The sequence below is a fragment of the Pseudomonas brassicacearum genome (assembly GCF_009601685.2).
GTDB lineage: Bacteria > Pseudomonadota > Gammaproteobacteria > Pseudomonadales > Pseudomonadaceae > Aquipseudomonas > Aquipseudomonas kilonensis_B.
The window spans coordinates 5449581-5474767 of sequence record NZ_CP045701.2 but is presented as its reverse complement, the minus strand read 5'-3'; the positions used below and the strand labels follow the sequence as shown (position 1 = coordinate 5474767).

24 protein-coding genes are annotated in these 25187 nt (G+C 61.2%); 10 read left to right on the top strand and 14 right to left on the bottom strand.

Annotation, left to right across the window (positions count from 1 at the left end):
- The first annotated feature begins 38 nt into the window (after positions 1-38).
- The 3 genes from hmgA to maiA are packed head-to-tail and all read left to right on the top strand — an operon-like array spanning position 39 to position 3300.
- Positions 39-1343: a homogentisate 1,2-dioxygenase gene (hmgA, locus tag GFU70_RS23645; RefSeq protein ID WP_058543589.1), complete on the top strand. Its 1305-nt coding sequence runs from the start codon at positions 39-41 to the stop codon at positions 1341-1343.
- Positions 1344-1346: 3 nt separating this feature from the next.
- Entirely contained in the window at positions 1347-2651 is a 1305-nt protein-coding gene (gene fahA, locus GFU70_RS23640; protein WP_153388887.1) for a fumarylacetoacetase, read from the top strand.
- 10 nt (positions 2652-2661) lie between these two features.
- Complete coding sequence (maiA, locus tag GFU70_RS23635; protein ID WP_153388886.1) at positions 2662-3300, top strand: maleylacetoacetate isomerase; 639 nt, start codon at positions 2662-2664, stop codon at positions 3298-3300.
- A 136-nt stretch (positions 3301-3436) separates the two neighbouring features.
- Here maiA and GFU70_RS23630 read toward each other — a convergent pair whose 3' ends face one another.
- Positions 3437-4240 (bottom strand): SirB1 family protein, encoded by an 804-nt coding sequence (locus tag GFU70_RS23630; RefSeq protein WP_058543592.1) that lies wholly within the window; start codon positions 4238-4240, stop codon positions 3437-3439.
- A 187-nt stretch (positions 4241-4427) separates the two neighbouring features.
- Here GFU70_RS23630 and GFU70_RS23625 point away from each other — a divergent pair, with 187 nt between their 5' ends.
- Complete coding sequence (locus GFU70_RS23625; protein ID WP_058543593.1) at positions 4428-5447, top strand: Glu/Leu/Phe/Val dehydrogenase family protein; 1020 nt, start codon at positions 4428-4430, stop codon at positions 5445-5447.
- A gap of 270 nt (positions 5448-5717) precedes the next feature.
- Here the strand turns inward: GFU70_RS23625 and glyA are convergent, their stop codons facing one another.
- The 5 genes from glyA to GFU70_RS23600 form a co-directional block, all read right to left on the bottom strand.
- Positions 5718-6956, bottom strand: coding sequence for a serine hydroxymethyltransferase (gene glyA / locus GFU70_RS23620; RefSeq protein ID WP_058543594.1), 1239 nt, complete (start codon positions 6954-6956; stop codon positions 5718-5720).
- 11 nt (positions 6957-6967) lie between these two features.
- Entirely contained in the window at positions 6968-8221 is a 1254-nt protein-coding gene (gene thrC, locus GFU70_RS23615; protein WP_058543595.1) for a threonine synthase, read from the bottom strand.
- 94 nt (positions 8222-8315) lie between these two features.
- On the bottom strand, positions 8316-8747 hold the full coding sequence (locus tag GFU70_RS23610; RefSeq protein WP_153388885.1) for a Rid family detoxifying hydrolase: 432 nt from the start codon (positions 8745-8747) through the stop codon (positions 8316-8318).
- A gap of 29 nt (positions 8748-8776) precedes the next feature.
- Positions 8777-9949: an NAD(P)/FAD-dependent oxidoreductase gene (locus GFU70_RS23605; RefSeq protein WP_058543597.1), complete on the bottom strand. Its 1173-nt coding sequence runs from the start codon at positions 9947-9949 to the stop codon at positions 8777-8779.
- The gene (locus tag GFU70_RS23600) at positions 9946-11151 is read right to left on the bottom strand and encodes a benzoate/H(+) symporter BenE family transporter (protein WP_058543598.1); all 1206 of its coding nucleotides are present in this window, start codon (positions 11149-11151) and stop codon (positions 9946-9948) included. The genes GFU70_RS23605 and GFU70_RS23600 overlap by 4 nt, the downstream gene beginning before the upstream one ends.
- Positions 11152-11493: 342 nt before the next feature.
- Between GFU70_RS23600 and GFU70_RS23595 the strand changes: the two genes are divergently transcribed.
- On the top strand, positions 11494-12885 hold the full coding sequence (locus GFU70_RS23595; RefSeq protein ID WP_058543599.1) for a PLP-dependent aminotransferase family protein: 1392 nt from the start codon (positions 11494-11496) through the stop codon (positions 12883-12885).
- A 66-nt stretch (positions 12886-12951) separates the two neighbouring features.
- Here the strand turns inward: GFU70_RS23595 and GFU70_RS23590 are convergent, their stop codons facing one another.
- Positions 12952-13212 carry a YebG family protein gene (locus GFU70_RS23590; protein WP_003205410.1) on the bottom strand — a complete coding sequence of 87 codons (261 nt, stop codon included), beginning with the start codon at positions 13210-13212 and terminating at the stop codon, positions 12952-12954.
- 323 nt (positions 13213-13535) lie between these two features.
- Here GFU70_RS23590 and GFU70_RS23585 point away from each other — a divergent pair, with 323 nt between their 5' ends.
- Positions 13536-14036 carry a phosphate-starvation-inducible protein PsiE gene (locus GFU70_RS23585; protein ID WP_047699631.1) on the top strand — a complete coding sequence of 167 codons (501 nt, stop codon included), beginning with the start codon at positions 13536-13538 and terminating at the stop codon, positions 14034-14036.
- Here the strand turns inward: GFU70_RS23585 and GFU70_RS23580 are convergent.
- Positions 14033-14350 (bottom strand): DUF3509 domain-containing protein, encoded by a 318-nt coding sequence (locus tag GFU70_RS23580; RefSeq protein WP_058543600.1) that lies wholly within the window; start codon positions 14348-14350, stop codon positions 14033-14035. The two genes, GFU70_RS23585 and GFU70_RS23580, sit on opposite strands and share 4 nt — an antisense overlap.
- A gap of 507 nt (positions 14351-14857) precedes the next feature.
- Between GFU70_RS23580 and GFU70_RS23575 the strand changes: the two genes are divergently transcribed.
- On the top strand, positions 14858-15268 hold the full coding sequence (locus tag GFU70_RS23575) for an HPF/RaiA family ribosome-associated protein (RefSeq protein ID WP_058543601.1): 411 nt from the start codon (positions 14858-14860) through the stop codon (positions 15266-15268).
- Positions 15269-15404: 136 nt separating this feature from the next.
- Here GFU70_RS23575 and GFU70_RS23570 read toward each other — a convergent pair whose 3' ends face one another.
- Positions 15405-16280 (bottom strand): helix-turn-helix domain-containing protein, encoded by an 876-nt coding sequence (locus tag GFU70_RS23570; RefSeq protein ID WP_058543602.1) that lies wholly within the window; start codon positions 16278-16280, stop codon positions 15405-15407.
- Positions 16281-16417: 137 nt separating this feature from the next.
- On the opposite strand from GFU70_RS23570, the gene GFU70_RS23565 reads away from it, so the two are divergent.
- Positions 16418-17317, top strand: coding sequence for a DMT family transporter (locus tag GFU70_RS23565; protein ID WP_116641359.1), 900 nt, complete (start codon positions 16418-16420; stop codon positions 17315-17317).
- 135 nt (positions 17318-17452) lie between these two features.
- Here the strand turns inward: GFU70_RS23565 and GFU70_RS23560 are convergent, their stop codons facing one another.
- The 5 genes from GFU70_RS23560 to norR form a co-directional block, all read right to left on the bottom strand.
- Positions 17453-18424, bottom strand: coding sequence for a 2-hydroxyacid dehydrogenase (locus tag GFU70_RS23560; protein ID WP_116641360.1), 972 nt, complete (start codon positions 18422-18424; stop codon positions 17453-17455).
- A 209-nt stretch (positions 18425-18633) separates the two neighbouring features.
- Positions 18634-19383 (bottom strand): YkgJ family cysteine cluster protein, encoded by a 750-nt coding sequence (locus tag GFU70_RS23555; protein ID WP_058543605.1) that lies wholly within the window; start codon positions 19381-19383, stop codon positions 18634-18636.
- Positions 19384-19462: 79 nt separating this feature from the next.
- Positions 19463-19789, bottom strand: coding sequence for a hypothetical protein (locus GFU70_RS23550; RefSeq protein ID WP_058543606.1), 327 nt, complete (start codon positions 19787-19789; stop codon positions 19463-19465).
- A 102-nt stretch (positions 19790-19891) separates the two neighbouring features.
- Positions 19892-20794 (bottom strand): chemotaxis protein CheV, encoded by a 903-nt coding sequence (locus tag GFU70_RS23545; protein WP_058543607.1) that lies wholly within the window; start codon positions 20792-20794, stop codon positions 19892-19894.
- Between the two features lie 356 nt (positions 20795-21150).
- Entirely contained in the window at positions 21151-22707 is a 1557-nt protein-coding gene (gene norR / locus GFU70_RS23540; protein WP_153388884.1) for a nitric oxide reductase transcriptional regulator NorR, read from the bottom strand.
- A 153-nt stretch (positions 22708-22860) separates the two neighbouring features.
- Here norR and hmpA point away from each other — a divergent pair, with 153 nt between their 5' ends.
- Positions 22861-24042 carry an NO-inducible flavohemoprotein gene (hmpA, locus tag GFU70_RS23535; RefSeq protein ID WP_153388883.1) on the top strand — a complete coding sequence of 394 codons (1182 nt, stop codon included), beginning with the start codon at positions 22861-22863 and terminating at the stop codon, positions 24040-24042.
- 318 nt (positions 24043-24360) lie between these two features.
- Entirely contained in the window at positions 24361-24870 is a 510-nt protein-coding gene (locus GFU70_RS23530; protein WP_058543609.1) for a disulfide bond formation protein B, read from the top strand.
- Positions 24871-25187 lie beyond the last annotated feature (317 nt).

Genomic DNA, 25187 nt, shown 5'->3' with positions numbered 1-25187 from the left:
ACTCCGTTGAGTGACGGGCCGCATTCCCTGGAGGCTCCATGAACCTCGATTCCCCAGCGTCGGACCTGGCTTACCAATCAGGCTTCGGCAACGAATTTGCCAGCGAAGCCTTGCCCGGCGCCTTGCCCGTCGGCCAGAACTCGCCGCAGAAAGCCCCGTACGGTCTCTATGCCGAGTTGTTCTCCGGCACGGCGTTCACCATGGCCCGCAGCGAAGCGCGGCGTACCTGGATGTATCGCATCCGGCCGTCGGCCAATCACCCGGCCTTCACCAAGCTCGAACGGCAATTGGCGGGCGGCCCATTGGGCGACGTCACGCCTAATCGCCTGCGTTGGAACCCGCTGGAGATTCCTGCCGAGTCCACCGACTTCATCGACGGGCTGGTGTGCATGGCGGCCAATGCCGGTGCGGACAAACCGGCCGGCATCAGCCTTTATCAGTACCGGGCCAACCGTTCCATGAAGCGAGTGTTTTTCAATGCCGACGGTGAATGGCTGATCGTGCCGCAACTGGGACGGCTGCGGATCGCCACGGAGTTGGGCGTGCTGGAACTGGCACCGCTGGAAATCGTCGTGCTGCCCCGGGGCCTGAAATTTCGCATTGAACTGCTCGACCCGCAGGCCCGTGGTTACCTCGCCGAAAACCATGGCGCGCCGCTGCGCCTGCCGGACCTCGGCCCCATCGGCAGCAATGGCCTGGCGAACCCGCGTGACTTCCTGACGCCGGTCGCCCATTACGAGAACCTCGCGCAACCGACCACCCTGGTGCAGAAATTCCTCGGTGAGTTGTGGGGGTGCGAGCTGGATCATTCGCCCCTCGATGTGGTGGCCTGGCACGGCAACAACGTGCCGTATAAATATGATCTGCGCCGCTTCAACACCATGGGCACGGTCAGCTTCGATCACCCGGACCCATCGATTTTCACCGTGTTGACCTCGCCCACCAGCGTTCACGGCCTGGCCAACCTCGATTTCGTGATTTTCCCGCCACGCTGGATGGTGGCAGAGAACACCTTCCGTCCACCGTGGTTCCACCGCAACCTGATGAACGAATTCATGGGCCTGATCCAGGGCGCCTACGATGCCAAGGCCGAAGGTTTCCTGCCGGGCGGCGCGTCCTTGCACAGTTGCATGAGCGCCCATGGCCCGGACGGCGAGACCTGTACCAAGGCGATCAACGCCGATCTTCAGCCGGCAAAAATCGACAACACCATGGCGTTCATGTTCGAGACCAGCCAGGTGCTGCGTCCAAGCCGTTTCGCCCTGGACTGTCCGCAACTGCAAACCGACTACGATGCATGTTGGGCCTCGCTGCCTGTCACGTTCGACCCGACCCGGAGATAACCCATGACTCAACTTTCCCCTGCCCGTAGCTGGGTCGCCAGCGCCAACGGCCACGCCGACTTCCCGTTGCAGAACCTGCCATTGGGTATCTTCAGTGTCGATGGCGGTGCCCTGCGCAGCGGCGTGGCGATTGGCGAGCGGATTTTCGACCTGCAGGCGGCGCTGCATGCAGGTTTGTTTGACGGCGCGGCACGTCGAGCCGTCGAAGCCATGGCCGACGGCCAGTTGAATGGGTTTTTCGACCTGGGCCGCGGCGCCCGGGCTGCCCTGCGTGAACGACTGCTGGAACTGCTGCGCGAGGACAGCCCCCTGCGTGGCAAGGTCGAAGCCCAGGGCGCGAAACTGCTGCTGCTCGCTGCCGACTGCCAAATGCACCTGCCGGCCAGGATCAACGACTACACCGACTTCTACGTTGGTATCGAGCACGCGCAGAATGTCGGCAAGTTGTTTCGCCCCGACAATCCATTGCTGCCCAACTACAAATACGTCCCCATCGGCTACCACGGTCGCGCCTCGACCATTCGCCCGTCCGGTACCGACGTGCGCCGTCCCAAGGGCCAGACCCTGCCGGCCGGCCAGGCCGAGCCGACCTTCGGCCCGTGTGCGCGTCTGGACTATGAGCTGGAGCTGGGCATCTGGATCGGCAAGGGTAATGCCCTGGGTGAACCGATCCCTATCGGCGATGCCGCCGAGCACATCGGCGGGTTCTGCCTGCTCAACGACTGGTCGGCCCGGGATATCCAGGCGTGGGAATACCAGCCTTTGGGGCCATTTCTGTCGAAGAGTTTCCTGACCAGTATTTCGCCGTGGGTGGTAACGGCTGAAGCCCTGGAACCGTTCCGTCGCCCGCAACCGGCGCGCCCGGAAGGCGATCCGCAACCGCTGCCGTACCTGCTGGACAAGCGTGACCAGGCCGGCGGTGCCTTCGATATCGAACTGGAGGTGCTGTTGCTGACCGAGGCCATGGTCGAGCAAAATCTGCCGGCCCAGCGCCTGACCCTGAGCAACACCCAGTACATGTACTGGACCGTGGCGCAAATGGTCGCGCATCACAGTGTCAACGGTTGCCAGTTGCAGGCCGGCGACCTGTTTGGCTCGGGCACCTTGTCGGGGCCTGAAAACCATCAATTCGGCAGCCTGCTGGAAATCACCGAAGGCGGTAAAAAACCGATCGAACTGGCGTCTGGCGAAGTGCGCCGATTCCTCGAGGACGGTGACGAAATCATCTTGCGCGCCCGTTGCCGCCGCGAGGGTTTCGCCTCCATCGGTTTCGGCGAGTGCCGGGGCAAGATCCTGCCGGCACGTTGAGGGGCAGGGCATGGAACTCTATACCTACTACCGTTCCACCTCGTCCTACCGGGTGCGCATTGCGTTGGCGCTCAAGGGCCTGGATTACCAGGCCTTGCCGGTTAATCTGATCGCTGCGCCTGGGGGCGAGCATCGCCAGCCGGCCTATCTGGCGATCAACCCTCAGGGCCGGGTGCCGGCGCTGCGTACCGATGAGGGCGAGTTGCTGGTGCAATCGCCCGCCATTATCGAATACCTGGAGGAGCGTTATCCCCAAATGCCGCTGCTCAGCGCCGACCTGGCGGTACGCGCCCACGAGCGTGGCGTCGCCGCGCTGATCGGTTGCGATATTCACCCCCTGCACAACGTCAGCGTGCTCAACAAACTGCGGCAGTGGGGCCACGATGAAACGCAGGTGACGGAGTGGATCGGGCAATGGATCAGCCAGGGATTGGCGGCGGTGGAGCAGTTGATTGGCGACGACGGCTATTGCTTCGGTGCGGCGCCGGGGCTGGCGGACGTGTACCTGATCCCGCAGTTGTACGCCGCCGAGCGGTTCAATGTTTCGTTGCTGGCGTATCCGCGGATCCGTCGTGTTGCGACGTTGGCAGCCGGGCATGCGGCGTTCCAACAGGCGCATCCGGCGAATCAGCCGGATACCCCTACTTGATATTGATGTAGGTCGTTCCATCGCCATCGCGAGCAAGCTCGCTCCCACATTTGATCTGCGTACACTCGGGTCAACTGTGGAGCTTGCTCTCGATGGCGATTCAATAAGCAACTTGAATCTGCTCGCCTGCAACCGCTCAATGCACAACCGAATTCGGCGGCAAATGCCCCAGCCGCTCCGTCAGCCGGATGCGCTGGATCGGATCGTCGCTGAGCATCAGGGCATGTTCCAGGTCGAAGCGTTCGGCGTTGGGGCAATCGAGTCGTTGATACAGGCTGGCGCGGGCCAGGTAGTCGGCGGCGCTGGCGTTGCCCAGTTCCAGTACCCGTTCGGCGTCGATCAGGGCTGCGATGTAATCGTCGTTCGCCAGGTGCAGTTGACGCAGGTTGCGCGACAGGCGCTGCAGCATCTGCGTCGGCTCGGCGTTGAGCAGGTGCTCAGCCTTGAGTGGCATGTTCGCGCCGTATTGGCGCTGTAGCAGTTCCCGGCAGTCATTGGGGTACAACCGGCGGCCGCCGCAGGGATCGAGCAGGTGATCGGCGCCGGGCACCTTCAACAGGAAATGCCCTGGGAAATTGACACCGACCATCGGAATTTCCAGGCTTCGGGCCAGTTCCAGGGCAATCAGCCCGAGGGCCAGGGGCTGCCCGCGCTTGCGTGCCAGGACTTTGTCCAGCAACGCCGCTCGTGGCCGCAAGGGCGTGAAGTCGTCTTGGGCGAAGCCCAGGTCATTGAGCTGTCGCAGCAAAGGCTGGCCCAGTTCGCTGACAGGCAGCATCGGCAGGTCGTGGCTGACGCGCTGTTGCAGTTCTTTGAAATCCTTCAGCAAGGCCGGTACGTCGACCTCGCGATCGTGTTCGGCAGCGATCCACAGCGCCGCTTCGAACAGTGCCGGCGGTGAGCGGTGCAGACAATCAAAAAAAGCTTGGCGCGGTTTCATCAAACTCTCCGGGCTATGTTCCCGTTTTAATCCTGCCATGGGTTTTCGTCCAGCCTCGGGCAGAGGCGGTAACAGGTTATGCCGAAATAGACTGACAACCCCGGCGACTTATTCCGGCGTGCTCCAGCAAATTTTGACCGCACGCCTATACTGGCGAAACAAACAAAAGTGATTCGGGAGCCTTTCGATGTTTGCTCTCATGCAAAGCTCCCGCCTTGAATCGCTGCACCTAAGCGTAGACCCGGCAACCGGGTTGAAGGCGGTGATTGCCATTCATTGCAGTCGTCCGGGGCCCGCCCTGGGGGGCTGTCGTTATCTTGCCTACCCCGACGACGAAAGTGCCGTGGCTGACGCTGTGCGCCTGGCCCAGGGCATGAGCTACAAGGCGGCATTGGCCGGCTTGCCCGTCGGCGGCGGGGCGGCGGTGATCATGCGCCCGGCCCATGTCGAGAGTCGGGCGGCGTTGTTCGAAGCCTTTGGTCGCTGTATCGAGCAGTTGGACGGTCGCTATATCACGGCCATCGACAGCGGCACGTCGGTGGCCGATATGGATTGCATCGCCCAGCAGACTCGCCACGTCACCAGCACCACCGCCTCGGGAGACCCCGCCCCCCACGCGGCAATGGGGGTATTTGCCGGCATCCGTGCCACTGCCATGGCCCGTCTGGGCAGCGATAACCTCGAAAGCCTGCGGGTGGCGATCCAGGGCCTGGGCAATGTCGGTTATGCCCTGGCCGAACAACTGCACGCGGCGGGTGCCGAGCTGCTAGTCAGCGACATCGACCCTGGCAAGGTGCAATTGGCGATGGAGCAACTGGGCGCTCATCCGATCGCCAACGACGCGTTGCTCAGCACCCCCTGCGACATCCTTGCTCCTTGCGGGCTGGGCGGGGTGCTCAACAGCCAAAGCGTGGCGCAACTGCGCTGCTCGGCCGTTGCCGGCTCGGCCCATAATCAGTTGAGCAACCTGCAGGTGGCCGACCAATTGGAAAGACGTGGAATCCTCTATGCGCCGGACTATGTGATCAACTCCGGCGGCCTGATCTACGTCGCCCTGAAGCATCGCGGAGAAGAACTGTCGACGATCACCGCGCACTTGTCGAAGATCGGTGCCCGGCTCACAGAGGTCTTTGCCCACGCCCAGGCGGAGAAGCGCTCACCGGCCCGGGTGGCCGATGAGCTGGCGGAGCGTTTGCTGTACCGTTAAACATCAAAGTGCCCAGAGCTTGCTCCTGCCGGGCTGCGCAGAAGCTGCGCAGGAGCTGCGCAGAAGCTGTGTAGGAGCTGTGTAGGAGCTGTCGAGTGCAACGAGGCTGCGATCTTTCCCCAGACACTTGAATCTCAAGCGAAAGATCAAAAGATCAAAAGATCAAAAGATCAAAAGATCAAAAGATCAAAAGATCAAAAGATCAAAAGATCAAAAGATCAAAAGATCAAAAGATCGCAGGCTTCGCCAGCTCCTACAGTGTGCCGCTGCCTACCTCAGCAGATACACCGGAAAGCATTCGCACAGGTGCATCACCCGGCGCCGGGTGTTATCCAGGCGTGCTGCGTTGTCTGGCTGTTCCAGCAGGTCGGCGATCAAGTTCGCCACTTCGGCACATTCCGCTTCGCCAAATCCGCGTGTGGTCAGTGCCGGCGTGCCGATGCGAATGCCGCTGGTGATGGCCGGTTTCTGCGGATCGTTGGGGATCGCATTTTTGTTCAAGGTGATATGAGCACTTTCCAGCAGCGCCTCGGCGTCTTTGCCGGTGATGTTCATCGCGCGCAGATCGAGCAGAAACATGTGGCAGTCGGTACCGCCGGACACCACCCGCAAGCCGCGTCGGGTCAGGACGTCGGCCATGACGCGGGCGTTGTCGATGACTCGCTGCTGGTAGTGCTTGAACCCGTCGCCCAAGGCTTCGTTGAACGCCACGGCCTTGGCGGCGATGACGTGCATCAGCGGGCCGCCCTGGTACACCGGGAAAATCGTCTTGTCGAGCAGGGCGCCATATTGCGCCTTGGCCAGGATCAGACCGCCCCGCGGGCCGCGCAAGGTCTTGTGGGTGGTGGAGGTGATGAAGTCGGCGATGCCAACCGGCGACGGATACACGCCGGCGGCGATCAGGCCGGCGTAGTGGGCCATGTCCACCATCAGGTAGGCGCCGATTTCATCGCAGATCTTGCGAAAGCGCTGGAAGTCGATGGTGCGCGAATAGGCCGAGGCTCCGGCGATGATCATCTTCGGCCGGTGTTCCCTGGCCAGGGCTTCCATTTCTTCGTAGTCGAGGGTTTCGGTTTCCGTGTCCAGGCCATAGGAAAATGCCCGGTAGATCTTGCCGGAAAAATTCACCGAGGCGCCATGGGTCAGATGGCCGCCATGGGCCAGGGACATGCCCAGGATGGTATCGCCGGGTTCAAGTACCGCCAGGAAAACCGCCTGGTTGGCCTGGGAGCCGGAGTGCGGCTGCACGTTGACGTATTCGCAGTCGAACAATTTGCGAGCCCGTTCGATGGCCAGGTTCTCGATTTCATCGACGACCTTGCAGCCGCCGTAGTAACGCTTGCCCGGATAGCCTTCGGCGTATTTGTTGGTGAGCACTGAGCCCTGGGCCTGGAGCACTTCTTCGCTGACATAGTTTTCCGAAGCGATCAGCTCCAGGTGGGTTTCCTGGCGGTTGCGCTCGCGGTCGATCAGGCGGGCAATGGCGGGGTCGAAATTTTGCAGGCTCATGGTGCGATTCCTTAGATAAGCGCTTCGGCCAGCGGCGCAGTCACGTGATGCGGCAACACCCGTGGCTGGCTTTTGGTCGAGTCGGATAGAAAAATGGAGGTGTCTTTCAAACCGCTGCCGGTGATCAGGATCACGGCGGTTTGCGGTGTGTCGGGGTGTGTTTCGGCGTACTTGAGCAGACCGGCGAAGGCACTGGCGGCGCCGGCTTCTGGAAACACGCCGGTGCTGGCGGCCAATCTCGAGGCGGCTGCGACGATGCTCGGGTCGCTGACACAGATGAACTCACCGCCGCTGGCGGTGACCGCACGCATGGCCTTGAGGCGATCACGCGGCAGCGCCACATTGATGCTGCTGGCCAGGCTGGTGGGGGGGCGGCGTTCGGTTTTCTGCATCGAGCGGTCGTTGCGCCAGGCGCGGTACATGAAATTGCTGTGCTCGGCCTGCACCCCGATCAAGCGTGGGATGCGTTCGATCCAGCCCAATTGCAGCAAGTCGAAAAAGCCTTTGTAGACCGAACCCAGGATGCAGCCGTTGCCGACGGGCACGAACACCAGGTCCGGCACCTGCCAGTTGAGTTGTTCGCACATCTCGAAGGCGACGGTTTTCTTGCCTTCGCTCATGTACGAGTTGATCCCGGTGGTGCGGTTGTACCAGCCGTGCTCTTCGCAGGCGTTGAGGCATTGCTCGAAAGCTTCGTCATATTGCCCGTCGACCAGCACGATCTCGGCGCCGTAGCCCTGCATCTGCGCGAGCTTTTCACGGGGCGCGCTCTTGGGCAGGTAGATGACGTTGCGCAAGCCCAGGCTGGCGCTCATTCCGGCCAATGCCGAGGCGGCATTGCCAGTGCTGGCCACCGCCACGGTGCGGGCGCCGGATTGCATGGCGTGGGCCACCGCCAGGGCGCTGGCGCGATCTTTCAACGACCCGGTCGGTTGTCGCGATTCGTCTTTTACGAAGACTTTGATCCGGGCGCCTTTACCGAGCAATTCCGGGCGCGAGTACAGCGGCGTGTTGCCCACCAGTAACGGTGGAATGAACTGCGTCGAGCTCAACGGCATCAAGCGGTCATAGCGCCACATGCCACGGGCGTGGTCATGGGCCAGGCTGTCCCGGGACCATTCGCGCTTGAGTGTCGGGTAGTCGTAAAGCGCGTCCAGGGCACCATCGACTTTGCAATGAGGGCAGTAATAGCTGACCTCATGGGGCTGGTAGCTTCGATCGCAAACCAGGCACTGCAATACATACTCTCTGTACGAATTTTTCATGGTCACCCTCTGAAAGTACGCTGTGCTGGTGCTTTCCTTGCCAACGTCGGTCCAATTCGCCGGACCGACGGGCACTCCGCTGACGGAAGGTGTTTCAGATCACCATGATGGCGTCGATGGCAACCAGGGTATTGCGTGCCAGTGCACTGGCGCCGGCGGTGGTGCGGGCCGGGTAGGGTTTGGTGAAGTACTCTTCCATGACGCGGTTGAGGGTCGGGAATTCATTCAAGTCAGTGATGAACGCCGTGACCTTGACCACGTTCGCCAGGGTGCCGCCTGCCGCTTCGGCCATTTGCACCAGGTTGTCGAGGGTCTGGCGCAGTTGGCCTTCGAAATCCTTGGCCAGCACTTCGTTGTTCAACGCCGAGACCGGGGTCTGCGCCGACAGGTAGATGGTCTGCCCGTGATTGACCTTGATACCCTGGGAATAGGTACCCAGCGGCAATGGCGCCTTGTCGGTGAAAATCACGTTCTCTTCGCCAAGGAAAGGTTTGGCGGCGGGCTGGATGTGAGCGGTGGTTTGCATAGTGACGTTCCTTGTTAAGTGGATTGGGGTTAATGCAAATCGGCAACCTGCTTGACGGCCAGGCTGGAAAATTCCTCGTCGCGGCAACGGGCCGGGGAAAAATGCTGGTAATTGAGTTGCAGCGCCGCCAGGTCGTCCGGCATGGCGATGCCCAGCGCCGCATGGCTGCACAGGCGTGCAATGGCGGGCGCGGCCTGGATGCCGTAGCCACCGAGGGCGGCGAGCCAGATAAAACTCTCTTGCTGCGGATCTTGGCCGAGCACCGGCGAGCGGTCGGCGACGAAGGTTCGCAATCCCGCCCATTTGTTGATGATCGAGCGTGGGCGCAGGCGCGTGGTGTTTTGCAGGCGATCCATGGTGATGGCCAGGTCAAGCTCTTCCGGCAGGGCGTCGCAGGGCAACGAGGGGCTTTCATCGCAAGGGGAGACGATCAGCCGCCCGGCTTCAGGCTTGATGAAAATATCCTCGTCGACCGTGCCCAGGTAGGGCGTGTGATGCACGTCACATTGTGGGTCGACCGCCAGCACGGTGCGCCGCAACGGTCGGACACCGACCTTGGGCACGCCGCAGCGCTCGGCGAGTTCATCGGCCCAGGCTCCGGCGGCGTTGACCACGATGGCTGCTTGCAATGGCTGGCCGTCCTGGGTCTGCAGGTGCCAGTGCCCGTCGCGATATTCGCCACGCAGCACTTCGGTCTCACGCTTGATCACGCCACCGCGGGCCCGCAGCCCACCGAGGTAGGCGCCGTGAATACCGTGCACATCCAGATCGAAGGCGCTGGGCTCGTAGATCCCGGCGCTCCAGGCGCCTTCGGCGAGATAGGGGACCAGCTCCTGCACTTGCTTGTCGTCGAGCAACTCGGCCGTGGGCACTTGGCCCAAGACGGCGCTGAAACGCGCTTTGAGTTTGTCCACCCGTGCCGCTTGGGCCACGATCAGCGCGCCCCGGGGCGCCCATAGCGGATGCTCGGCCAGGCCCTCGGGGGGATTTTCGAAAAAGCGCCGGGACGCGCAGGTCAGTGAGCGGATCTGTTGGTTGCCATAGCTTTCCATCGAGATCGCGGCTGAACGCCCTGTGGTGTGATAAGCCAGTTGTTGTTCCTGTTCGAGCAGGCAGACACTGCCATGGGCCGCCAATTCATAAGCGACAGACACGCCGGCGATACCGCCACCCACCACAATGAAGTCGTAACGAGCGGTCATGGTCGGCTGCCCTCGGCGATAACGGCGGCTTTGCGTTCGCGGGTGTAGGTCAGCACGAAGTGCGCCACGAGGCCGAAGATCAAGCCCCAGAATGCGGCGGCCAGGCCCAGGAAGCTCATGCCCGAAGCCGTCACCAGGAAGGTGATCAGTGCCGCTTCGCGTTGTTTTTCGTCAGCCATGGCGCCGGTCAGCCCGGCACTGATCGCGCCAAACAAGGCGAGGCCGGCGAGGGAGGCGATCAATTCTTTGGGCAGTGCGGAGAACACCGAGGCCAGGGTGGCGCCGAAGGTACCCATCAGAATGTAGAACACCCCGCAGGCGATCCCGGCCATGTAGCGTTTGTCGCGGTCTTCGTGGGCTTCGCGGCCGGTGCAGATCGCTGCGGTAATGGCCGCCAGGTTAAAGCCGTGGGAACCGAACGGGGCCATCAGGACCGAGCCAATCGCGGTGACCGAAATGATCGAGCGTGCTGGCGTGTTGTAGCCCGAGGTGCGCAACACCGCCATGCCTGGCACGTACTGGCCGGTCAAGGTCACCAGTGCCAGTGGCAGGCCGATGTTGATGATTGCGTGCCAGTTCCATTCGGGGGCGATGAAGACCGGTTGGGCCACGGCGATGGTGATCGAGCTGCTGTTGAGTTCACCGAATGAGGCGGCCACTGCGCAACCGACGATCAGCACCGACAGGATCGCGTAGCGTGGCGAAAAGCGCTTGAAGACCAGGTACGCCGCGATCATCGCCAGCACCAATGCCGGCTGCAGCTTGATCGAGGTGAACAGCTCGGCGCCGAAGCGGAACAGGATGCCGGCGAGCATGGCGGCGGCAATGGCCTTGGGCAGGCGGCTCATCAGTTTGTCGAACGCACCGGACAGACCGACCAGCGCGATGATCACCGACGCCACCACATAGGCACCGATGGCCTGGGGCAGGGTCACGGTGGGCAGCATCGACACCAGCAAAGCTGCCCCCGGTGTCGACCACGCGGTGATGACCGGAACACGCAGGCGCCAGCTCAGGAACAGGCCGGTAATTCCGCTGCCGATGGAAATGGCCCAGATCCATGAAGACACCACGTCGTTGGGTAGGTGCGCTTCCTTGGCTGCCTGGAACACGATGATGAGCGGGCCGGCGTAGGAGATGATCACGGCGATGAAACCCGCGATGACCGCTGACAGGGATAGATCCTTTCTGAATGTGTCCATGATGTCTCGACTTGGCGCGACAGAAGCACGCAGTGAATGATTGAGTCGATTGCTTCGATTCGGAATCAGTGTATTTGAATGAATTGAGTTGATTCAATAGGAAGCTGGATTGTTACGAGATATTTTTCTGCTATGACGGACGGTTTTTGCGATTTTTTAAAGTTAACTGATTGATTTTTAATAATAATATTTGTTCTAAAAATTTATTCGTGTCGCATTGAGAAACGATTCAATAATCGAATCAATCGATTCAAATGGCTGATTGTGTCGAATTATTAGTTGCCTAACCTCCATGTGATATGCTCGGATATTCATCATTTCTACGATGGGCAGTGATCATTCATGTGGGTTCCCCAGCTAAGCGAGTTCAGCCAGCCGATGTATTTGTCGATTGCCGATGCGTTGGCGCGCGATATCAACAACGGCGTGCTGAACGAGGGCGATCGCCTGCCGACCTTGCGGGAGCTGGCCACCACCTTGAATGTCACGCCGGGCACCATCAGCCGGGCCTATAGCGAAGCTCATCGGCGTCGGTTGGTGCAGGGGGAAGTGGGGCGTGGCACCTACGTGCTCAACCAGAAGCAACTGGAGCTGCCGGCCAGCAACAGCGCCGCCGCGCCGCTGAACCTGGGGCAATCCGAACTGCTCGACCTTTCGATCATCAAGCCCTACAGCGAAACCCTGGAGTACTGGTTGCGTGGCGCGCTGGTGGGCATGGCAAAGAGCACCGATTTCGCGCGCGCACTCGATTACGCGCCGGATGGTGGGCACCCGGCGCATCGCGAGGCCGGGGCGCAATGGTTGCGTCATTCATTGCCCGACGCGCAATGGCAGCAAGTGGTGATTACGGCAGGGGCCCAGCATGGCTTGATGGTGGCGATGAGCGCCCTGACCAACGCCGGTGACCTGGTGCTCTGCGAAGCGCTTTGCTACCCGGGGATCATTTCCCTGGCCCATGGCCTGGAACGCCGCCTGCGTGGCGTGCCTATGGATGACGAAGGCATCATTCCCGAAGCATTGCGCGAACTGTGCCTGCGAGAGAAGCCGGCGATGCTGGTCTGCGTGGCGACCTGCCAGAACCCGACAGCGGCGATCATGTCGCAGAAGCGTCGGGCCCAGATCGCCGCGCTTGCCGAGGAGTTCGATTTCATCATCCTGGACGATGACATCTATGGTTTCCTTGCCACCGATCCGTCTATCAAACCACTGTCGGCTTTTGCGCCGGACCGTTCGGTCTACCTGACCAGCTTGTCGAAATCGGTCATGCCGGCGCTTCGCGTCGGTTATATCTACAGCCCGCCGAAACTGCTGTCGCGCCTGACCTCGATGGTGCGCAGCAGCGTCTGGATGCCGTCACCATTGACCGCGCAGTTGGCCAGCAATGTGATTACCGAGGGCCTGGACAAGAAGCTGATTCGTATCCAGCGCAACGAGGCGGCGGGAAGACAAGCCATCGCCCGGGAAATCTTTGCCAATTTCGAGCTCAAGACCCAGCCATATTCCTATCATGTCTGGTTGACGCTGCCGGAGCCCTGGACCAGCGACGAGTTCACCATGCTCGCCCGGGCCAACGGCGTATTGGTGCTCAGCGGCACCCAGTTCCAGGCTGAGCGCTCAGGGACCACCCGCTGTGTACGGCTGGTGTTGATGTCCCCTACCAGCCAGGACGAACTGCGTTTCGCCCTGACCAAGCTGGCGAGCCTGATCGATTCGGATCCGCGCCGTTATTACTAAAAAAAGATCGCAGCCTTCGGCAGCGCCTACGCGGTGTAGGCGCTGCCGAAGGCTGCGATCTTTTGGTCATTCGTCCGACGGATTGAGCAGTTCGGACAAGGCGTCCGGCTGGCTCTTGAATGCCTTGGCAAACACATCGCGATTCTTCGCCATGTAGATCCCGGCTTCCTCGACCTGTTGCTCGCTCAGCGATGGAACGGCTTTTTGCAACACCTCGGCCAGCAATTCGGCGAGTTCCAGCATTTTGTCATGACGGTCAGCTTCGGCTTTATCCATGAACAAGCGCTCCAGATCTCGGCTGCTGCGGTATACCACTTCGACGGCCATTCACCACCTCACATGCCTTCACATTGGTTGTCTTTGTGACTACTGTATTTATATACAGGCAAAAGAATAAGCGAATCCTGTTGCTTTGGATAGTGGCTTTTTAATGTAGACCGATTTCGACATGTGAGGACAAGGCTTGTGCAGGAGCAAAGCTTGTGTGGGAGCAAAGCTTGCTCGCGATAAGGCCGCATGAAGCTCGCAAAAGTGCCGGATGCCAGCCTATCGCCATCTCACCCTCAGTCGCTGGCCTTTTTTCTGCATGCAGAACAACCGTCACGTCCAACCCGCATCATCCGGTCGAGCCGACCTAAGGAAACTACATCGTGAAAATCAACTGGGCCGAGAATCTGCGCCAGAACGTGCATCAGCTGGCCGAATCCCTGGGCAACCTGTTCGTCGAGACCTTCCATTACCTGGCCCTGTTCGCCATCGGTGCGGTGACCGCGTGGGCGGCAGTGATGGAATTTTTGCAGATGATCGAGGCGGGGCACATCAAGATCGATGACATCCTGCTGCTGTTCATCTACCTGGAATTGGGGGCGATGGTCGGGATCTACTTCAAGACCAACCACATGCCGGTGCGGTTTTTGATCTACGTGGCGATCACGGCGCTGACGCGACTGCTGATTTCCAACGTTTCCCATCACAGCCCGCCAGACCTGGGGATCATCTACCTGTGCGGGGGCATCCTGCTGCTGGCGTTTTCGATCCTGGTGGTGCGCTACGCTTCGTCGCAGTTCCCCTCGGTGAAGATCGAGCACCCACACCGCAAGGTCGGCGCGGGTTCCAGCGAGCATGCCGAAGTGGAGAAAGGAGAAATCTAGATCCCGGCGGCAGAGGACGCCGGCCCCTGCGCGTGCGGTGGTGGCAGCTTGATGTTGTCACCGCCGGTCATGGCTTCGAGGATGGCCACGGCGCTGTGGCCCTGCTCGATGGCGATACCGAACTGAATGCTTTGCACCAGGCGCTTGAGCCGCTCCGGGTCGTTGCGCTGCTGGGCGCTGATCATGCGTTTGGCGACGATGCGCCCGCTCTTGGACAGGGTCAGCATGATGCTGCCGTCCAGGCCTTGGATACTCAGGTTGATTTGATAATGCGGCGCAAAGGCGTCGGTAATGATCTGAAAAGGGTTGTCCATGATGCGTCACCGCCTGATTGAACGTGCAGTTGTTGACCGGCCGTGATCGGGATTAGTTCGCAACACCGGACCACCGGCCATTCCATGATCGTATTCATCTCAAGATTCCAGGGGCCGGGCAGGCCTCAAGATCAAAAGATCGCAGCCTGCGGCAGCTCCTACAGGGAGTTAGCAAGTGGCATGCCGGAAAAACTGTCGGACAATGATCCCGGAGCCTGGGCGCCAAACGCTCTGGAATGCGGCTGTGGCCGCTGCCCGTTTCGGGGCAATAAAGCGTGGATGTTCGCTGACGGTGCAGGAGGGGAGGCGATAGGCGGTGGGATAGCGGGGCGGGGCAACTCCCGACATTAACAGCGCTTTTGCCCGTTGTCTGGCTTTATTTGCATATGAATATTTATCTTTTTTTAGGGCTTGAATTGTTCTTCCGCCAGCCCGACTCTGTATTCAAGGGGCCGTTGCATCAACGTCGACGGCTCCCGGCGAGCTAGCTGAAATAAGGGATGAACTATGCAAATCCAAGTCAACAGCGATAACCATATTCAAAGCAGCATCCGACTGGAGGAGTGGGTACGTACTACCATCGAAAGCACGCTCGAACGTTATGAAGAGGACCTGACACGGGTCGAGGTTCATCTGCGGGACGAGAACGGCGATAAGCCGGGTCCCCATGATCTGCGTTGCCAGCTTGAAGCTCGGCCGAAGGGCCATCAGCCGGTCTCCGTGACGCACAAGGCCGAATCGCTGGAGCTGGCGATAGAAGGCGCGGCCACCAAACTTGAAAATGCCCTGGAGCATTTGTTCGGCAAACTGCGCGGCAAGCGCGCAGCCGATTCGACGCCAACTGAATCCGTAGCCTTGGCCGATGCGCTGCTGGAAGAGGAATTCCTGGAGAACGAACGGGCTGCCCTTCACGGCTGAAACTTCGTTCATTTCACGTGCGACTGAAAAACGGGCCTGCAATCGCAGGCCCGTTTTGTTTTTATCGGTCTCGCGCTCCTGCAGTGATCACATTCTCCTGTGGGAGCGGGCTTGCTCGCGATGCCGATAGCCGGCGCTAGCGCAAAAACGCCTGCCGATACTCCCCAGGCGTCGCCCCCAGGGCTTGGCGGAAACGATTGGTGAAGTGGCTGGCGCTGGCGAATCCGCAGGCCAATGCCACGTCGCCCAGCGGTTGTGAGGTGGTGCGCAGCAAATGCCGCGCGCAGGTCAAGCGCCTAGCCAGTACATATTGATGAGGTGGCAGCCCGAAGCTTTCGCGGAACATCCGAGCGAAGTGATATTCGGACAACGCACACAGCGCCGCCAATTGGCCAAGGCTGATGGCGTCGGCCAGGTGGCTGTCGACGTAATCCACCAGCAACCGCCGCTGATGAGCGGCCAGGCCACCTTTGAGGCGAAGCCCCTGGCGCTGGCCAACCTGGCTGAGCAGCAGGTGATTGAGCAAGTCATGGGCCAGGCTGGTGGTCAGCAAGCGCTCACCGGGTTCGTCCCAGTTCAGCGCGATCAACTGGCGAAAACGCTGTGCCTGTCGCGGGTCGTCGAGGAAAGTCTCCTCGTGCAGTTGTACCTGCCTGGGCTCGCGGTCCAGCAGCGTGACGCAACCAAGGGCAAATTGTTCAGCGCTGAAATACAGGTGAGCGAGGCGAATGTCGCCGTTGATGACCCAGGCTGACTCATGCCCGGCCGGCAGGATGCAGAGTTTGTCGGGCGCCCCTGTGGTGTCGGGCCGCTCGCGGCGAAACGTACCGGTGCCGCCCGCGATGTAGCACGACAGCGTATGGTGCGTTGGCGCCTCGTAGTCCCGGGCGTCGTGGTGATTGCTCCACAAAGCGGCCGCCAAGCCGTCCCCGAGCTCGGCGCTGTGCTCCAGACGAGCATTGGGCGAGCTGTTGAGGGCTTGAAAGACTTGCAGGGTTTGCAGTGTGGACATGATCGGTTCTCCAACGCCTGCATCCTACTCCGTCGGCCCATCCGTGCCAGCCTGGCAGCGGACAAAAACCGCAAGTTTACGCAAGTGCTGCAGCAGCAGTGGCGTGACACTGGGCGTCATTGTCAGGAGCCGTCGCCATGAACCTCTCGTTGTACCTGCTTACCGTGCTCATCTGGGGCACCACCTGGATTGCCCTGAAACTGCAATTGGGCGTCGTCGCCATCCCGGTGTCGATTGTCTATCGCTTCGGCCTTGCGGCCCTGATCCTGTTTGCGATGCTCTTGCTCAGCCGGCGCTTGCAGGTGATGAACCGACGCGGTCACTTGATTTGCGTTGCCCAGGGCCTGTGCCTGTTCTGCATCAATTTCATGTGCTTCCTGACCGCCAGCCAGTGGATTCCCAGTGGGTTGGTCGCCGTGGTGTTTTCCACCGCCACGCTCTGGAATGCCCTCAATGCCCGCGTGTTCTTCGGTCAGCGGATTGCGCGTAACGTGCTGTTGGGCGGTGCCTTGGGGCTTTCGGGGCTGGCGCTGCTGTTCTGGCCGGAGCTGGCCGGCCATAGCGCAAGCCCGCAAACCTTGCTTGGGTTGGCGTTGGCGTTGCTGGGCACCTTGTGCTTTTCGGCAGGCAACATGCTGTCGAGCCTGCAACAGAAGGCCGGTCTCAAGCCGTTGACCACCAATGCCTGGGGCATGGCCTATGGCGCGGCGATGTTGGCGGTGTGGTGCGCGTTCAAAGGCATCCCGTTCGACATGGAATGGAACACGCGCTACATCGGCTCGCTGTTGTACCTGGTGATCCCGGGTTCGGTGATCGGCTTCACTGCCTATTTGACGCTGGTGGGGCGCATGGGGCCGGAGCGCGCGGCGTATTGCACGGTCCTGTTCCCAGTGGTGGCGTTGAACGTCTCGGCGTTTGCCGAAGGCTATCAGTGGACGGCCCCGGCATTGGTGGGGCTGGTGCTGGTGATGCTGGGGAACGTGCTGGTGTTTCGCAAACCCCGGCCAGTTGCCGCGAAAGTCGCGCTGGGCGTGTAGGAGCTGGCGAAGCCTGCGATCTCTTGATCTTTCGCTCACGACTCAATTGTCTGGAACAAGATCGCAGCCTCGCTTCGCTCGACAGCTCCTACAGGCGCAGCCCAGCGGGAGCAAGCTCCCTCGCCACCGTTTGTTCTATTTCCAGACTTGCGGGTTGACCAGGTTCTTCGGTCGCTCGCCCAGCAATGCACTGCGCAGGTTATCCACAGCAAGATCGGCCATGGCGGCACGGGTTTCGTGGGTGGCCGAGCCGATATGGGGCAGGGTGACGGCGTTTTTCAACTGGAACAGCGGCGATTCGGCCAGCGGTTCTTTCTCGTAGACATCCAGCCCGGCACCGCGGATGCGATTGTTCTGCAGGGCTTCGATCAGCGCCGGTTCATCCACCACCGGGCCCCGGGAAATGTTGACCAGGATGGCGCTCGGTTTCATCAGGCCCAGTTCGCGCTGGCCGATCAGATGGCGAGTTTTGTCGCTCAATGGCACGACGAGGCAGACGAAGTCCGCTTCGGCCAGCAACTGGTCCAGTTCGCGAAATTGTGCGCCCAACTGGCTTTCCAGCTCGGTCTTGCGGCTGTTGCCGCTGTAGAGGATCGGCATGTTGAATCCCAGCCGGCCACGCCGGGCAATGGCCGCGCCGATGTTGCCCATGCCGACGATACCCAGGGTCTTGCCATGTACATCGCTGCCGAACAGTTGCGGGCCGACCGTCGCCTGCCATTGCCCGGCCTTGGTCCAGGCGTCCAGTTCGGCCACGCGCCGGGCGCTGCTCATCAGTAGGGCGAAGGCCAGGTCGGCGGTGCTTTCGGTGAGTACGTCGGGGGTGTTGGTGAGCATGATCCCGCGCTCATTGAAGTAGGCCAGGTCATAGTTGTCGTAGCCCACCGACACACTGGACACCACTTGCAGGTTCGCAGCGCCTTGCAGTTGCTCGCGCCCGAGCTTGCGACCGACCCCGATCAGCCCGTGGGCGTGGGGCAGGGCTTCGTTGAACTGTGCGTTGATATCGCCCTTGGACGGGCTCGGCACGATCACGTCGAAGTCCTGTTGCAGGCGCTCGACCACCTGGGGCGTGATACGGCTGAAGGCAAGTACGGTTTTTTTCATCGTGCAAGGCTCATCGGGGAGAAGATACCAAGCACGCTAACATTCCTGGCGAGGGTTAGGCGAGGGGGGATCTTGATTGGGATGCGGCAAAACCCTGTGGGCGCGGGCTTGCTCGCGAAGGCGATCTGCCTGAGACGGTGATCTTGAATGTGCCACCGCTTTCGCGAGCAAGCCCGCTCCCACAGGGGCGTTATGCCCGTTCCGGGGTCTTATGCCGCCCGCAGCGAAATAAAGGCGTAATTGACCGGCGCCTCAGTAACCACCTGCGCGCCGCTGGCCAATACCTGGCTGGCCACATCATCGCCAGACAGATGGAACTGCCATTGACTGGCGTGCTGTTGCGCAGGTTGCAGGCGTGCCTGATCGAGGGCGGCCACGAATGCGCTCATGTCCGGCAGATACGCAGTGAACCCGTCGCCCTTGAGCGCGGTGGTGCCGATGCCCAGGGCGGAACAGATGCGCTCCTTGATGGCGATCTCCTCACGATCGGCCTGGCGTGAGCGCTCGATCAACCGCGCCAGTTCCTGGTCGACCAGTTCACCGCCGAGTATCAATTGTGGCCCGGTTTCCCACGACTCTGGAGGGCATTCCTTGACGGCGATGTTGAGGGGAATGTGCGGGTTGATTTCCATCGGATAGATGCGGCATACCAAGGGGCGGCGCTCATAGATGCGGCACAGGTTTTCTTCGTCAAGATTCCGACAACGGCCGACGTTGTAGGCGGCAAAGGTGATCGCCAAAAGGGCCTCGGTGCTGCCGCTGTGGACCACTGCCGAGCGGCGCTCGGCGTGCTCGCGTTGCCCTGCCGGCAGGCCGAGGCCGTTGGGCAGGAAGGCTTCCGCCAGGACGATCACCTGGCCGCCGTCGTCCGCCCACATCCGGGCCTCGTCGAGGGTCAGGGGAACATGGTGATCGGTGCAGCATTTGCCGCACCCTACACAGGAAAACGTTGTGTTCATTGAACGCCCGGTCGCAGAAAGCAGGGGACGGCGACAGAAAAACGCCGTGATGGACCGTGCGAAGCAAGTTATGCGCCACTCACTGCTCGGTAGCGGCGGGGCGGATCGAGTCCCACTCAGTCACGTAGGCGGTTTTGGTTTTCTTGCGGTAGAGGCACAACTCGTTGCCGATCGCGCCTTTCATGTGTTTCTGCGGATATTGGCCTTGCAGCAACAATGCGGTGTAGCCGACGCGGTCGTCGAATTGAGCGGCGGTACCCACCGGCTCAGCGCTTTTCAAACCGCTGGCCTTGATGCAACTGGCCAGCACGGCTTTGTCGTAGGTGGCCCAGGCGTCCGGGCTGGAGGCGTGGGCCTGGGAGGCCAGGACAGTGAAGCCAAGGAGCGTCAAGAGGCGGATGTTCATCAGGGAGCCTTGTTCCAGGAAAGCCAGGACAAGAGTATGCCTGAGGTTATCGGACAGTGATCGCTCCCGCGCTGGAACGCAGAAGCGAGCAACCGATAGGACTCAGTGACCTTGCTCGGCAACGGCCTTGGCCGCCGTGATCAGGCACTTGGTCAGTTCCGGCGAGGAGAACTTGGTGAGCACGCCGTTGGCACCCGACAGCCGGGCTTTTTCGCTGTTCATGGCGCTGTCCAGCGAGGTGTGCAGCAACACGTAGAGGTGGGCGAAGTCCGGCGTTTCGCGCAGCGTCCGGGTGAGGGCGTAGCCGTCCATCTCCGACATCTCGATGTCGGAGACGATCAGGTTGATCTGTTCGGCCGTGCCTTGCAGGTCCAGCAGGCACTCGATGGCTTCCTTGGCGCTGCGTGCGGTGTGGCATTGCAGGCCCAGGTTGCGCAAGGTGTGCACCGATTGCTGCAGCGCGACCTGGCTGTCATCGACCACCAGGATCCGTGCGTTGCCCAGCACCTCGGCGTCTTCCATGCTCAGCTCGGTCGGCGCGGTTTCGATCTGAGCCGGTGCGATGCCATGGATGACCTTTTCGATGTCCAGCACCTGCACCAGCGTGCCATCCACCGAGGTCACGCCGGTGATGAACGAACGCACACCGCCGGAGCCATAGGGCGGCGGTTTGATGTCAGTGGTCAGGCAATGCACGATCTTGCTCACCGCCTGCACATGCAAACCCTGTTTGGAGCGGCTGACGTCAGTGACGATCAGGCAGCCGCCATCCGGGTCTTCCAGCGGCCGCTCGCCAATGGCGCGGCTCAGGTCGATCACCGACAACGATGCCCCGCGCAGGGTGGCGATGCCTTTGACGTGCGGATGCGACTCCGGCAGTTTGGTCAACAATGGGCAGGGAATGATTTCACTGACCTTGAGCAGGTTGATTGCCATCAGCTTGCCGCTGCGCAAGGTAAACAGCAGAAGCGAAAGTGAATCTGCGCGGGCTTTGTTGGAAGACATAAAAACCTTCTGTGGAAAAAGGTGGGGCGAACATACCGATCGCCAAAACAGCTTTTGATATTGGGTTATCGACTCGTTGGGGACAGGCTTTAGGGTGAAAACTGTCAATAACGAGGATCGCTGTAACAAGCCCGCTTTTGTGGCTCCCGAGCTTGCTCCTGCTCGGCTCTGTAGGAGCTGGCGAAGCCTGCGATCTTTTGATCTTGATCTTTTGCTCTTGATCTTTTGCTCTCGACTCAATTGCCAGTGGAAAGATCGCAGCCTCGTTGCACTCGACAGCTACACAGCTCCTACGCGGCTCCTACGGCGCAGCCCAGCGGGAGCAAGCTCCCTTGCCACAAAAGCGCACCCGGCCACTATTTCAGGCCAAGCCGTTTTGCCATCCGTCCCAGGTTCGCCCGGTCCAGCCCCAGCTCCCGGGCGGCGCTGGCCCAGTTGTGCTGGTGACGCTCCAGGCAGGCAGCGATCAGCTTGCGCTGGAACTCGTCCACCGCTTCACGCAAATCCCCCGTCACGTTCGCCATGGCCGGTGCCGGGCTGATGGACGAAGGCGCGGGGTTGTGCTCAGGCGCCTGGGGCAAATCCAGGTCTTGGGCGCTGAGGCTGAGGATTTTTGGGCGCGTCGCGCACCGGCCCAAGGCCTTCAAGGCACTACGGCCGATCAGGTGTTCCAGTTCGCGCACATTGCCCGGCCAGTCGTAGGCCAGCAGTGCGGCCTGGGCGTCACTGGTCAGGCGCAGGCTGCCCAGGCCCATGCGCGAACGATTTTGTTCCAGGAAAAAACCGCTGAGCAGCAGCACGTCCCGCCCGCGATCGCGCAGCGCCGGCACCTGCAGCGGATACACACTCAAGCGATGGTAGAAGTCGGCACGATAACGGCCGTTGCGCACTTCTTCGGCCAAGTCGCGATTGGTGGCTGCGATCAGGCGCACGTCGACCCGGTGTTCCTTGTCCGAGCCCAGGCGTTGCAGTTGGCCGCTCTGCAGCACTCGCAGCAACTTGGCCTGGACGGTCAGGGACAACTCGCCCACTTCGTCGAGAAACAGGGTGCCGCCGTCGGCCAGTTCGAACTTGCCGCGCCGGTCGCTCGTGGCCCCGGTGAAGGCGCCGCGTACATGGCCGAAGAGTTCGCTTTCCACCAGCGTATCGGGCAGGGCGGCGCAATTGAGGCTGATGAGTGGCTGCTCGGCGCGTTTCGATGCGGCATGGATGGCCTGGGCGACCAGTTCCTTGCCCACGCCGGTTTCGCCGGTGATCAGTACCGTCAGGTCGCTGCCGCCCACCAGCGCGATCTCTTCCACCAAACGCTTGTGGGCCTTGCTCTGGCCGATCATGTCGCGAGGCTGCTGGCCGCTGGCCTGGCGATAGACCTCGGCGCGGCGGTGCTCGTCCTCGGCCTTCAAGGCCAGGCGCTCGATGCGTTCGGCGGCACTGACGGTGGCTGCGGCGAGGCTGGCGAAGGCCTGCAGGGCACTCAGGTCGATGGGCTCGAAGCGCTCCGGATCCAGCGAATCCAGGGTCAGCAGGCCCCAGGGCCGTTCGTCGACGAACAGCGGGCAGCCCATGCAGTCGTGAACCTCCAGATGCTCGGCGAGCCCCTCGACCAGCCCATCGTACGGATCGGGCAGGCCGCTGTCGGCAGCGAAGCGGGTGGGCTGTGGGTTGGCCAGCAGCGCTTCGAAGCGCGGATGTTCATTGATCCGGAATCGCCGGCCCAATGTATCGGTGCTCAAGCCATCCACGGCGAGCGGCACCAGGCAGTCGCCCTCCAGGCGCAACAGCGCCGCCGCATCGCAGGGCAGCAAGGCTCGCAAGGTACCGAGCAGGCGACGATAACGTTCGCCCTCAGGCAGCTCGCGGGACAGATCGGCTACCAGCGGCAGCAGGGAGGTCAGCAGGGCGGTTGCGGTCATAATGACTCCATATAGTCTTAACGACTATAAGGCGTGGTGTGTCTATATGACTACACTGTTTTTAACTTGCTGATATTAAAGATAAAAATTTATGGCATGAAAACTGATAAGGCTTACGTAACTTGTTATCGGCCTTACGCCAGGAGTCACCCTATGCTCAGTCGAGAAGAACGCGCCATCATTCGCTCCACCGTTCCGTTGCTTGAAAGTGGCGGTGAGGCGCTGATCACTCACTTCTATCGCATGATGCTGTCCGAATACCCGCAGGTGCGCCCACTGTTCAACCAGGCTCACCAAGCCAGTGGCGATCAACCGCGGGCATTGGCCAACGGCGTGTTGATGTATGCGCGCCATATTGACCAGCTCGATCAATTGGGCGACCTGGTGGCGAAGATCGTCAACAAGCACGTTGCCTTGCAGATTCTGCCGGAGCACTACCCGATTGTCGGTTCGTGCCTGCTGCGGGCAATCGCCGAAGTGCTGGGCGCAGAGATCGCCACGCCCGAAGTGATTGCGGCGTGGGGCGCAGCCTACAACCAGTTGGCCGATATCCTCATCGGTGCCGAAGCGGGCATGTACGACAAGAAGGCCGAGGCGCCGGGCGGCTGGCGTGGGGAGCGTGAATTCATCCTGACGGCCAAGGTCCAGGAAAGCGCGGAGATCACCTCGTTCTACTTCGAACCGGCGGACCAGGGCCCGATCCTGGTGGCCGAGCCGGGTCAGTACATCGGTATGAAGCTCATGCTCGATGGCGAGGAAGTACGCCGCAACTATTCACTGTCAGCCCTGGCGGACAATGGTCAATACCGTATCAGCGTCAAGCGCGAGCCGGGCGGGCGGGTGTCCAACCACTTGCATCATCAGTTCGGAGTCGGCAGTCGCATCCAGTTGTTCCCGCCGTCCGGGGATTTCTACCTGACGGCCAGCGACAAACCGCTGGTGCTGATCAGTGGCGGCGTCGGCATCACCCCGACCCTGGCCATGTTGCAGGCGGCGCTGCAAACCGAGCGGCCGGTGCATTTCATTCACTGCGCGCGCAACGGCGGTGCCCATGCGTTCCGCGACTGGATCGACGACCTGGCCAAGCGGCATCCGCAGCTCAAGCGCTTTTACTGCTACGACGAAGACGACGGCTTGAGCCCGGCGGCCGACAAGGTGGGGCTGTTGAGCCAGGAACAACTGGCGCAATGGTTGCCGCAACAACGTGACCTGGACGCCTATTTCCTCGGGCCGAAAGGTTTCATGAGCGCCGTCAAGCGCCATCTCAAGGCCTTGGGTGTGCCGGACCAGCAGAGCCGTTACGAATTCTTCGGCCCGGCGGCGGCGCTGGAATAAGGTCGTGGCCAACTTGGGAAACCGGGTTGGCCTCATCGCGAGCAGGCTCCCCACCCTGGATCTGTGCGGGTGACAACATCCACGCCCGCCACAGATCCCTTGTGGGAGCGGGCTTGCTCGCGATGGCGGCGGCAGGTCCATCCTGGTCCACCTGCCAGAATTAATCCGCACTTAACCTTCTTGCAGTCTATTTCCCCTTCAATGTCGACGCTCGCTGCTCGTTCACTGTCATGGTCTGCGTGTAGACTTCGGGCATCCGAGCGCGCGCCCGAGTGTCGCCGTGCTGCGCGTCGATCCATGCAGACAAAGGGAAACGCAATGAGTGAGGAAATGATGCGCTTAGGCCGTGAGCGGCGCTATCTGGTGCTGCTGGGGCTGATCTGCCTGGCGCTGATCGGTGGTGCGCTGTACATGCAGGTGGCCCTCGGTGAGGCGCCGTGCCCGCTGTGTATCTTGCAGCGCTATGCGCTGTTGCTGATCGCCATCTTCGCCTTCATCGGTGCCGCCATGCGCACCCGCCGCAGCCTGACGATCTTCGAAGGCCTGGTGGTGCTCAGCGCCCTGGCCGGTGCCGGTGTGGCAGGGCATCACGTGTACACCCAGTTCTTCCCCGCGGTCAGTTGCGGCATCGACGTGTTGCAACCGATTGTCGATGATCTGCCGTTGGCGAAGATCTTTCCGCTGGGGTTCCAGGTCGATGGTTTTTGCTCCACCCCCTACCCACCGATCCTGGGCCTGTCCCTGGCTCAGTGGGCATTGGTGGCCTTCGTGTTGACGGTGGTGCTGGTGCCGTTGCTGGTGTCACGTAACCGCAAACAGACTCGCTGAAGCGCCTTCATGAAACGCCCCGGTTCCCCGACAGGAGGGCCGGGGCGTTTTGCGTTTCACTCTTGAGCCGGAACGTCCTTGATCCGGGGCAAGAATAGCCTGCGACAACGTGCGACACGTTGTCACATATCTTGAGGCGTTCAGCCTTTGCGAGGGCGATTAAGCGTTCCTTTCTGTAATAAAAAATCGCCTGGTTTCGCTAAACCTATATCAGCTGCAGCAGGCATTTTTAACAGCGAAGCGTCAGGCGCCGCAGGCCCCTGAAACTGGGCGCTTGCCGGGTATGAAAGCTCTTCGTGATCCTCCCGGGCTGTCTA

Excerpts from the sequence above, each read along its gene's own strand:
- GFU70_RS23600 (WP_058543598.1), bottom strand. The coding sequence starts at position 11,151 with ATGGACACATTCAGAAAGGATCTATCCCTGTCAGCGGTCATCGCGGGT.
- GFU70_RS23545 (WP_058543607.1), bottom strand. The coding sequence starts at position 20,794 with ATGTCTTCCAACAAAGCCCGCGCAGATTCACTTTCGCTTCTGCTGTTT.
- glyA (WP_058543594.1), bottom strand. The coding sequence starts at position 6,956 with ATGAGCCTGCAAAATTTCGACCCCGCCATTGCCCGCCTGATCGACCGC.
- GFU70_RS23605 (WP_058543597.1), bottom strand. The coding sequence starts at position 9,949 with ATGACCGCTCGTTACGACTTCATTGTGGTGGGTGGCGGTATCGCCGGC.
- GFU70_RS23565 (WP_116641359.1), top strand. The coding sequence starts at position 16,418 with ATGAACCTCTCGTTGTACCTGCTTACCGTGCTCATCTGGGGCACCACC.
- GFU70_RS23595 (WP_058543599.1), top strand. The coding sequence starts at position 11,494 with ATGTGGGTTCCCCAGCTAAGCGAGTTCAGCCAGCCGATGTATTTGTCG.
- norR (WP_153388884.1), bottom strand. The coding sequence starts at position 22,707 with ATGACCGCAACCGCCCTGCTGACCTCCCTGCTGCCGCTGGTAGCCGAT.
- GFU70_RS23550 (WP_058543606.1), bottom strand. The coding sequence starts at position 19,789 with ATGAACATCCGCCTCTTGACGCTCCTTGGCTTCACTGTCCTGGCCTCC.
- hmgA (WP_058543589.1), top strand. The coding sequence starts at position 39 with ATGAACCTCGATTCCCCAGCGTCGGACCTGGCTTACCAATCAGGCTTC.
- GFU70_RS23555 (WP_058543605.1), bottom strand. The coding sequence starts at position 19,383 with ATGAACACAACGTTTTCCTGTGTAGGGTGCGGCAAATGCTGCACCGAT.
- fahA (WP_153388887.1), top strand. The coding sequence starts at position 1,347 with ATGACTCAACTTTCCCCTGCCCGTAGCTGGGTCGCCAGCGCCAACGGC.
- GFU70_RS23530 (WP_058543609.1), top strand. The coding sequence starts at position 24,361 with ATGAGTGAGGAAATGATGCGCTTAGGCCGTGAGCGGCGCTATCTGGTG.
- GFU70_RS23625 (WP_058543593.1), top strand. The coding sequence starts at position 4,428 with ATGTTTGCTCTCATGCAAAGCTCCCGCCTTGAATCGCTGCACCTAAGC.
- GFU70_RS23630 (WP_058543592.1), bottom strand. The coding sequence starts at position 4,240 with ATGAAACCGCGCCAAGCTTTTTTTGATTGTCTGCACCGCTCACCGCCG.
- hmpA (WP_153388883.1), top strand. The coding sequence starts at position 22,861 with ATGCTCAGTCGAGAAGAACGCGCCATCATTCGCTCCACCGTTCCGTTG.
- GFU70_RS23575 (WP_058543601.1), top strand. The coding sequence starts at position 14,858 with ATGCAAATCCAAGTCAACAGCGATAACCATATTCAAAGCAGCATCCGA.
- maiA (WP_153388886.1), top strand. The coding sequence starts at position 2,662 with ATGGAACTCTATACCTACTACCGTTCCACCTCGTCCTACCGGGTGCGC.
- thrC (WP_058543595.1), bottom strand. The coding sequence starts at position 8,221 with ATGAAAAATTCGTACAGAGAGTATGTATTGCAGTGCCTGGTTTGCGAT.
- GFU70_RS23590 (WP_003205410.1), bottom strand. The coding sequence starts at position 13,212 with ATGGCCGTCGAAGTGGTATACCGCAGCAGCCGAGATCTGGAGCGCTTG.
- GFU70_RS23570 (WP_058543602.1), bottom strand. The coding sequence starts at position 16,280 with ATGTCCACACTGCAAACCCTGCAAGTCTTTCAAGCCCTCAACAGCTCG.
- GFU70_RS23560 (WP_116641360.1), bottom strand. The coding sequence starts at position 18,424 with ATGAAAAAAACCGTACTTGCCTTCAGCCGTATCACGCCCCAGGTGGTC.
- GFU70_RS23610 (WP_153388885.1), bottom strand. The coding sequence starts at position 8,747 with ATGCAAACCACCGCTCACATCCAGCCCGCCGCCAAACCTTTCCTTGGC.
- GFU70_RS23580 (WP_058543600.1), bottom strand. The coding sequence starts at position 14,350 with ATGGACAACCCTTTTCAGATCATTACCGACGCCTTTGCGCCGCATTAT.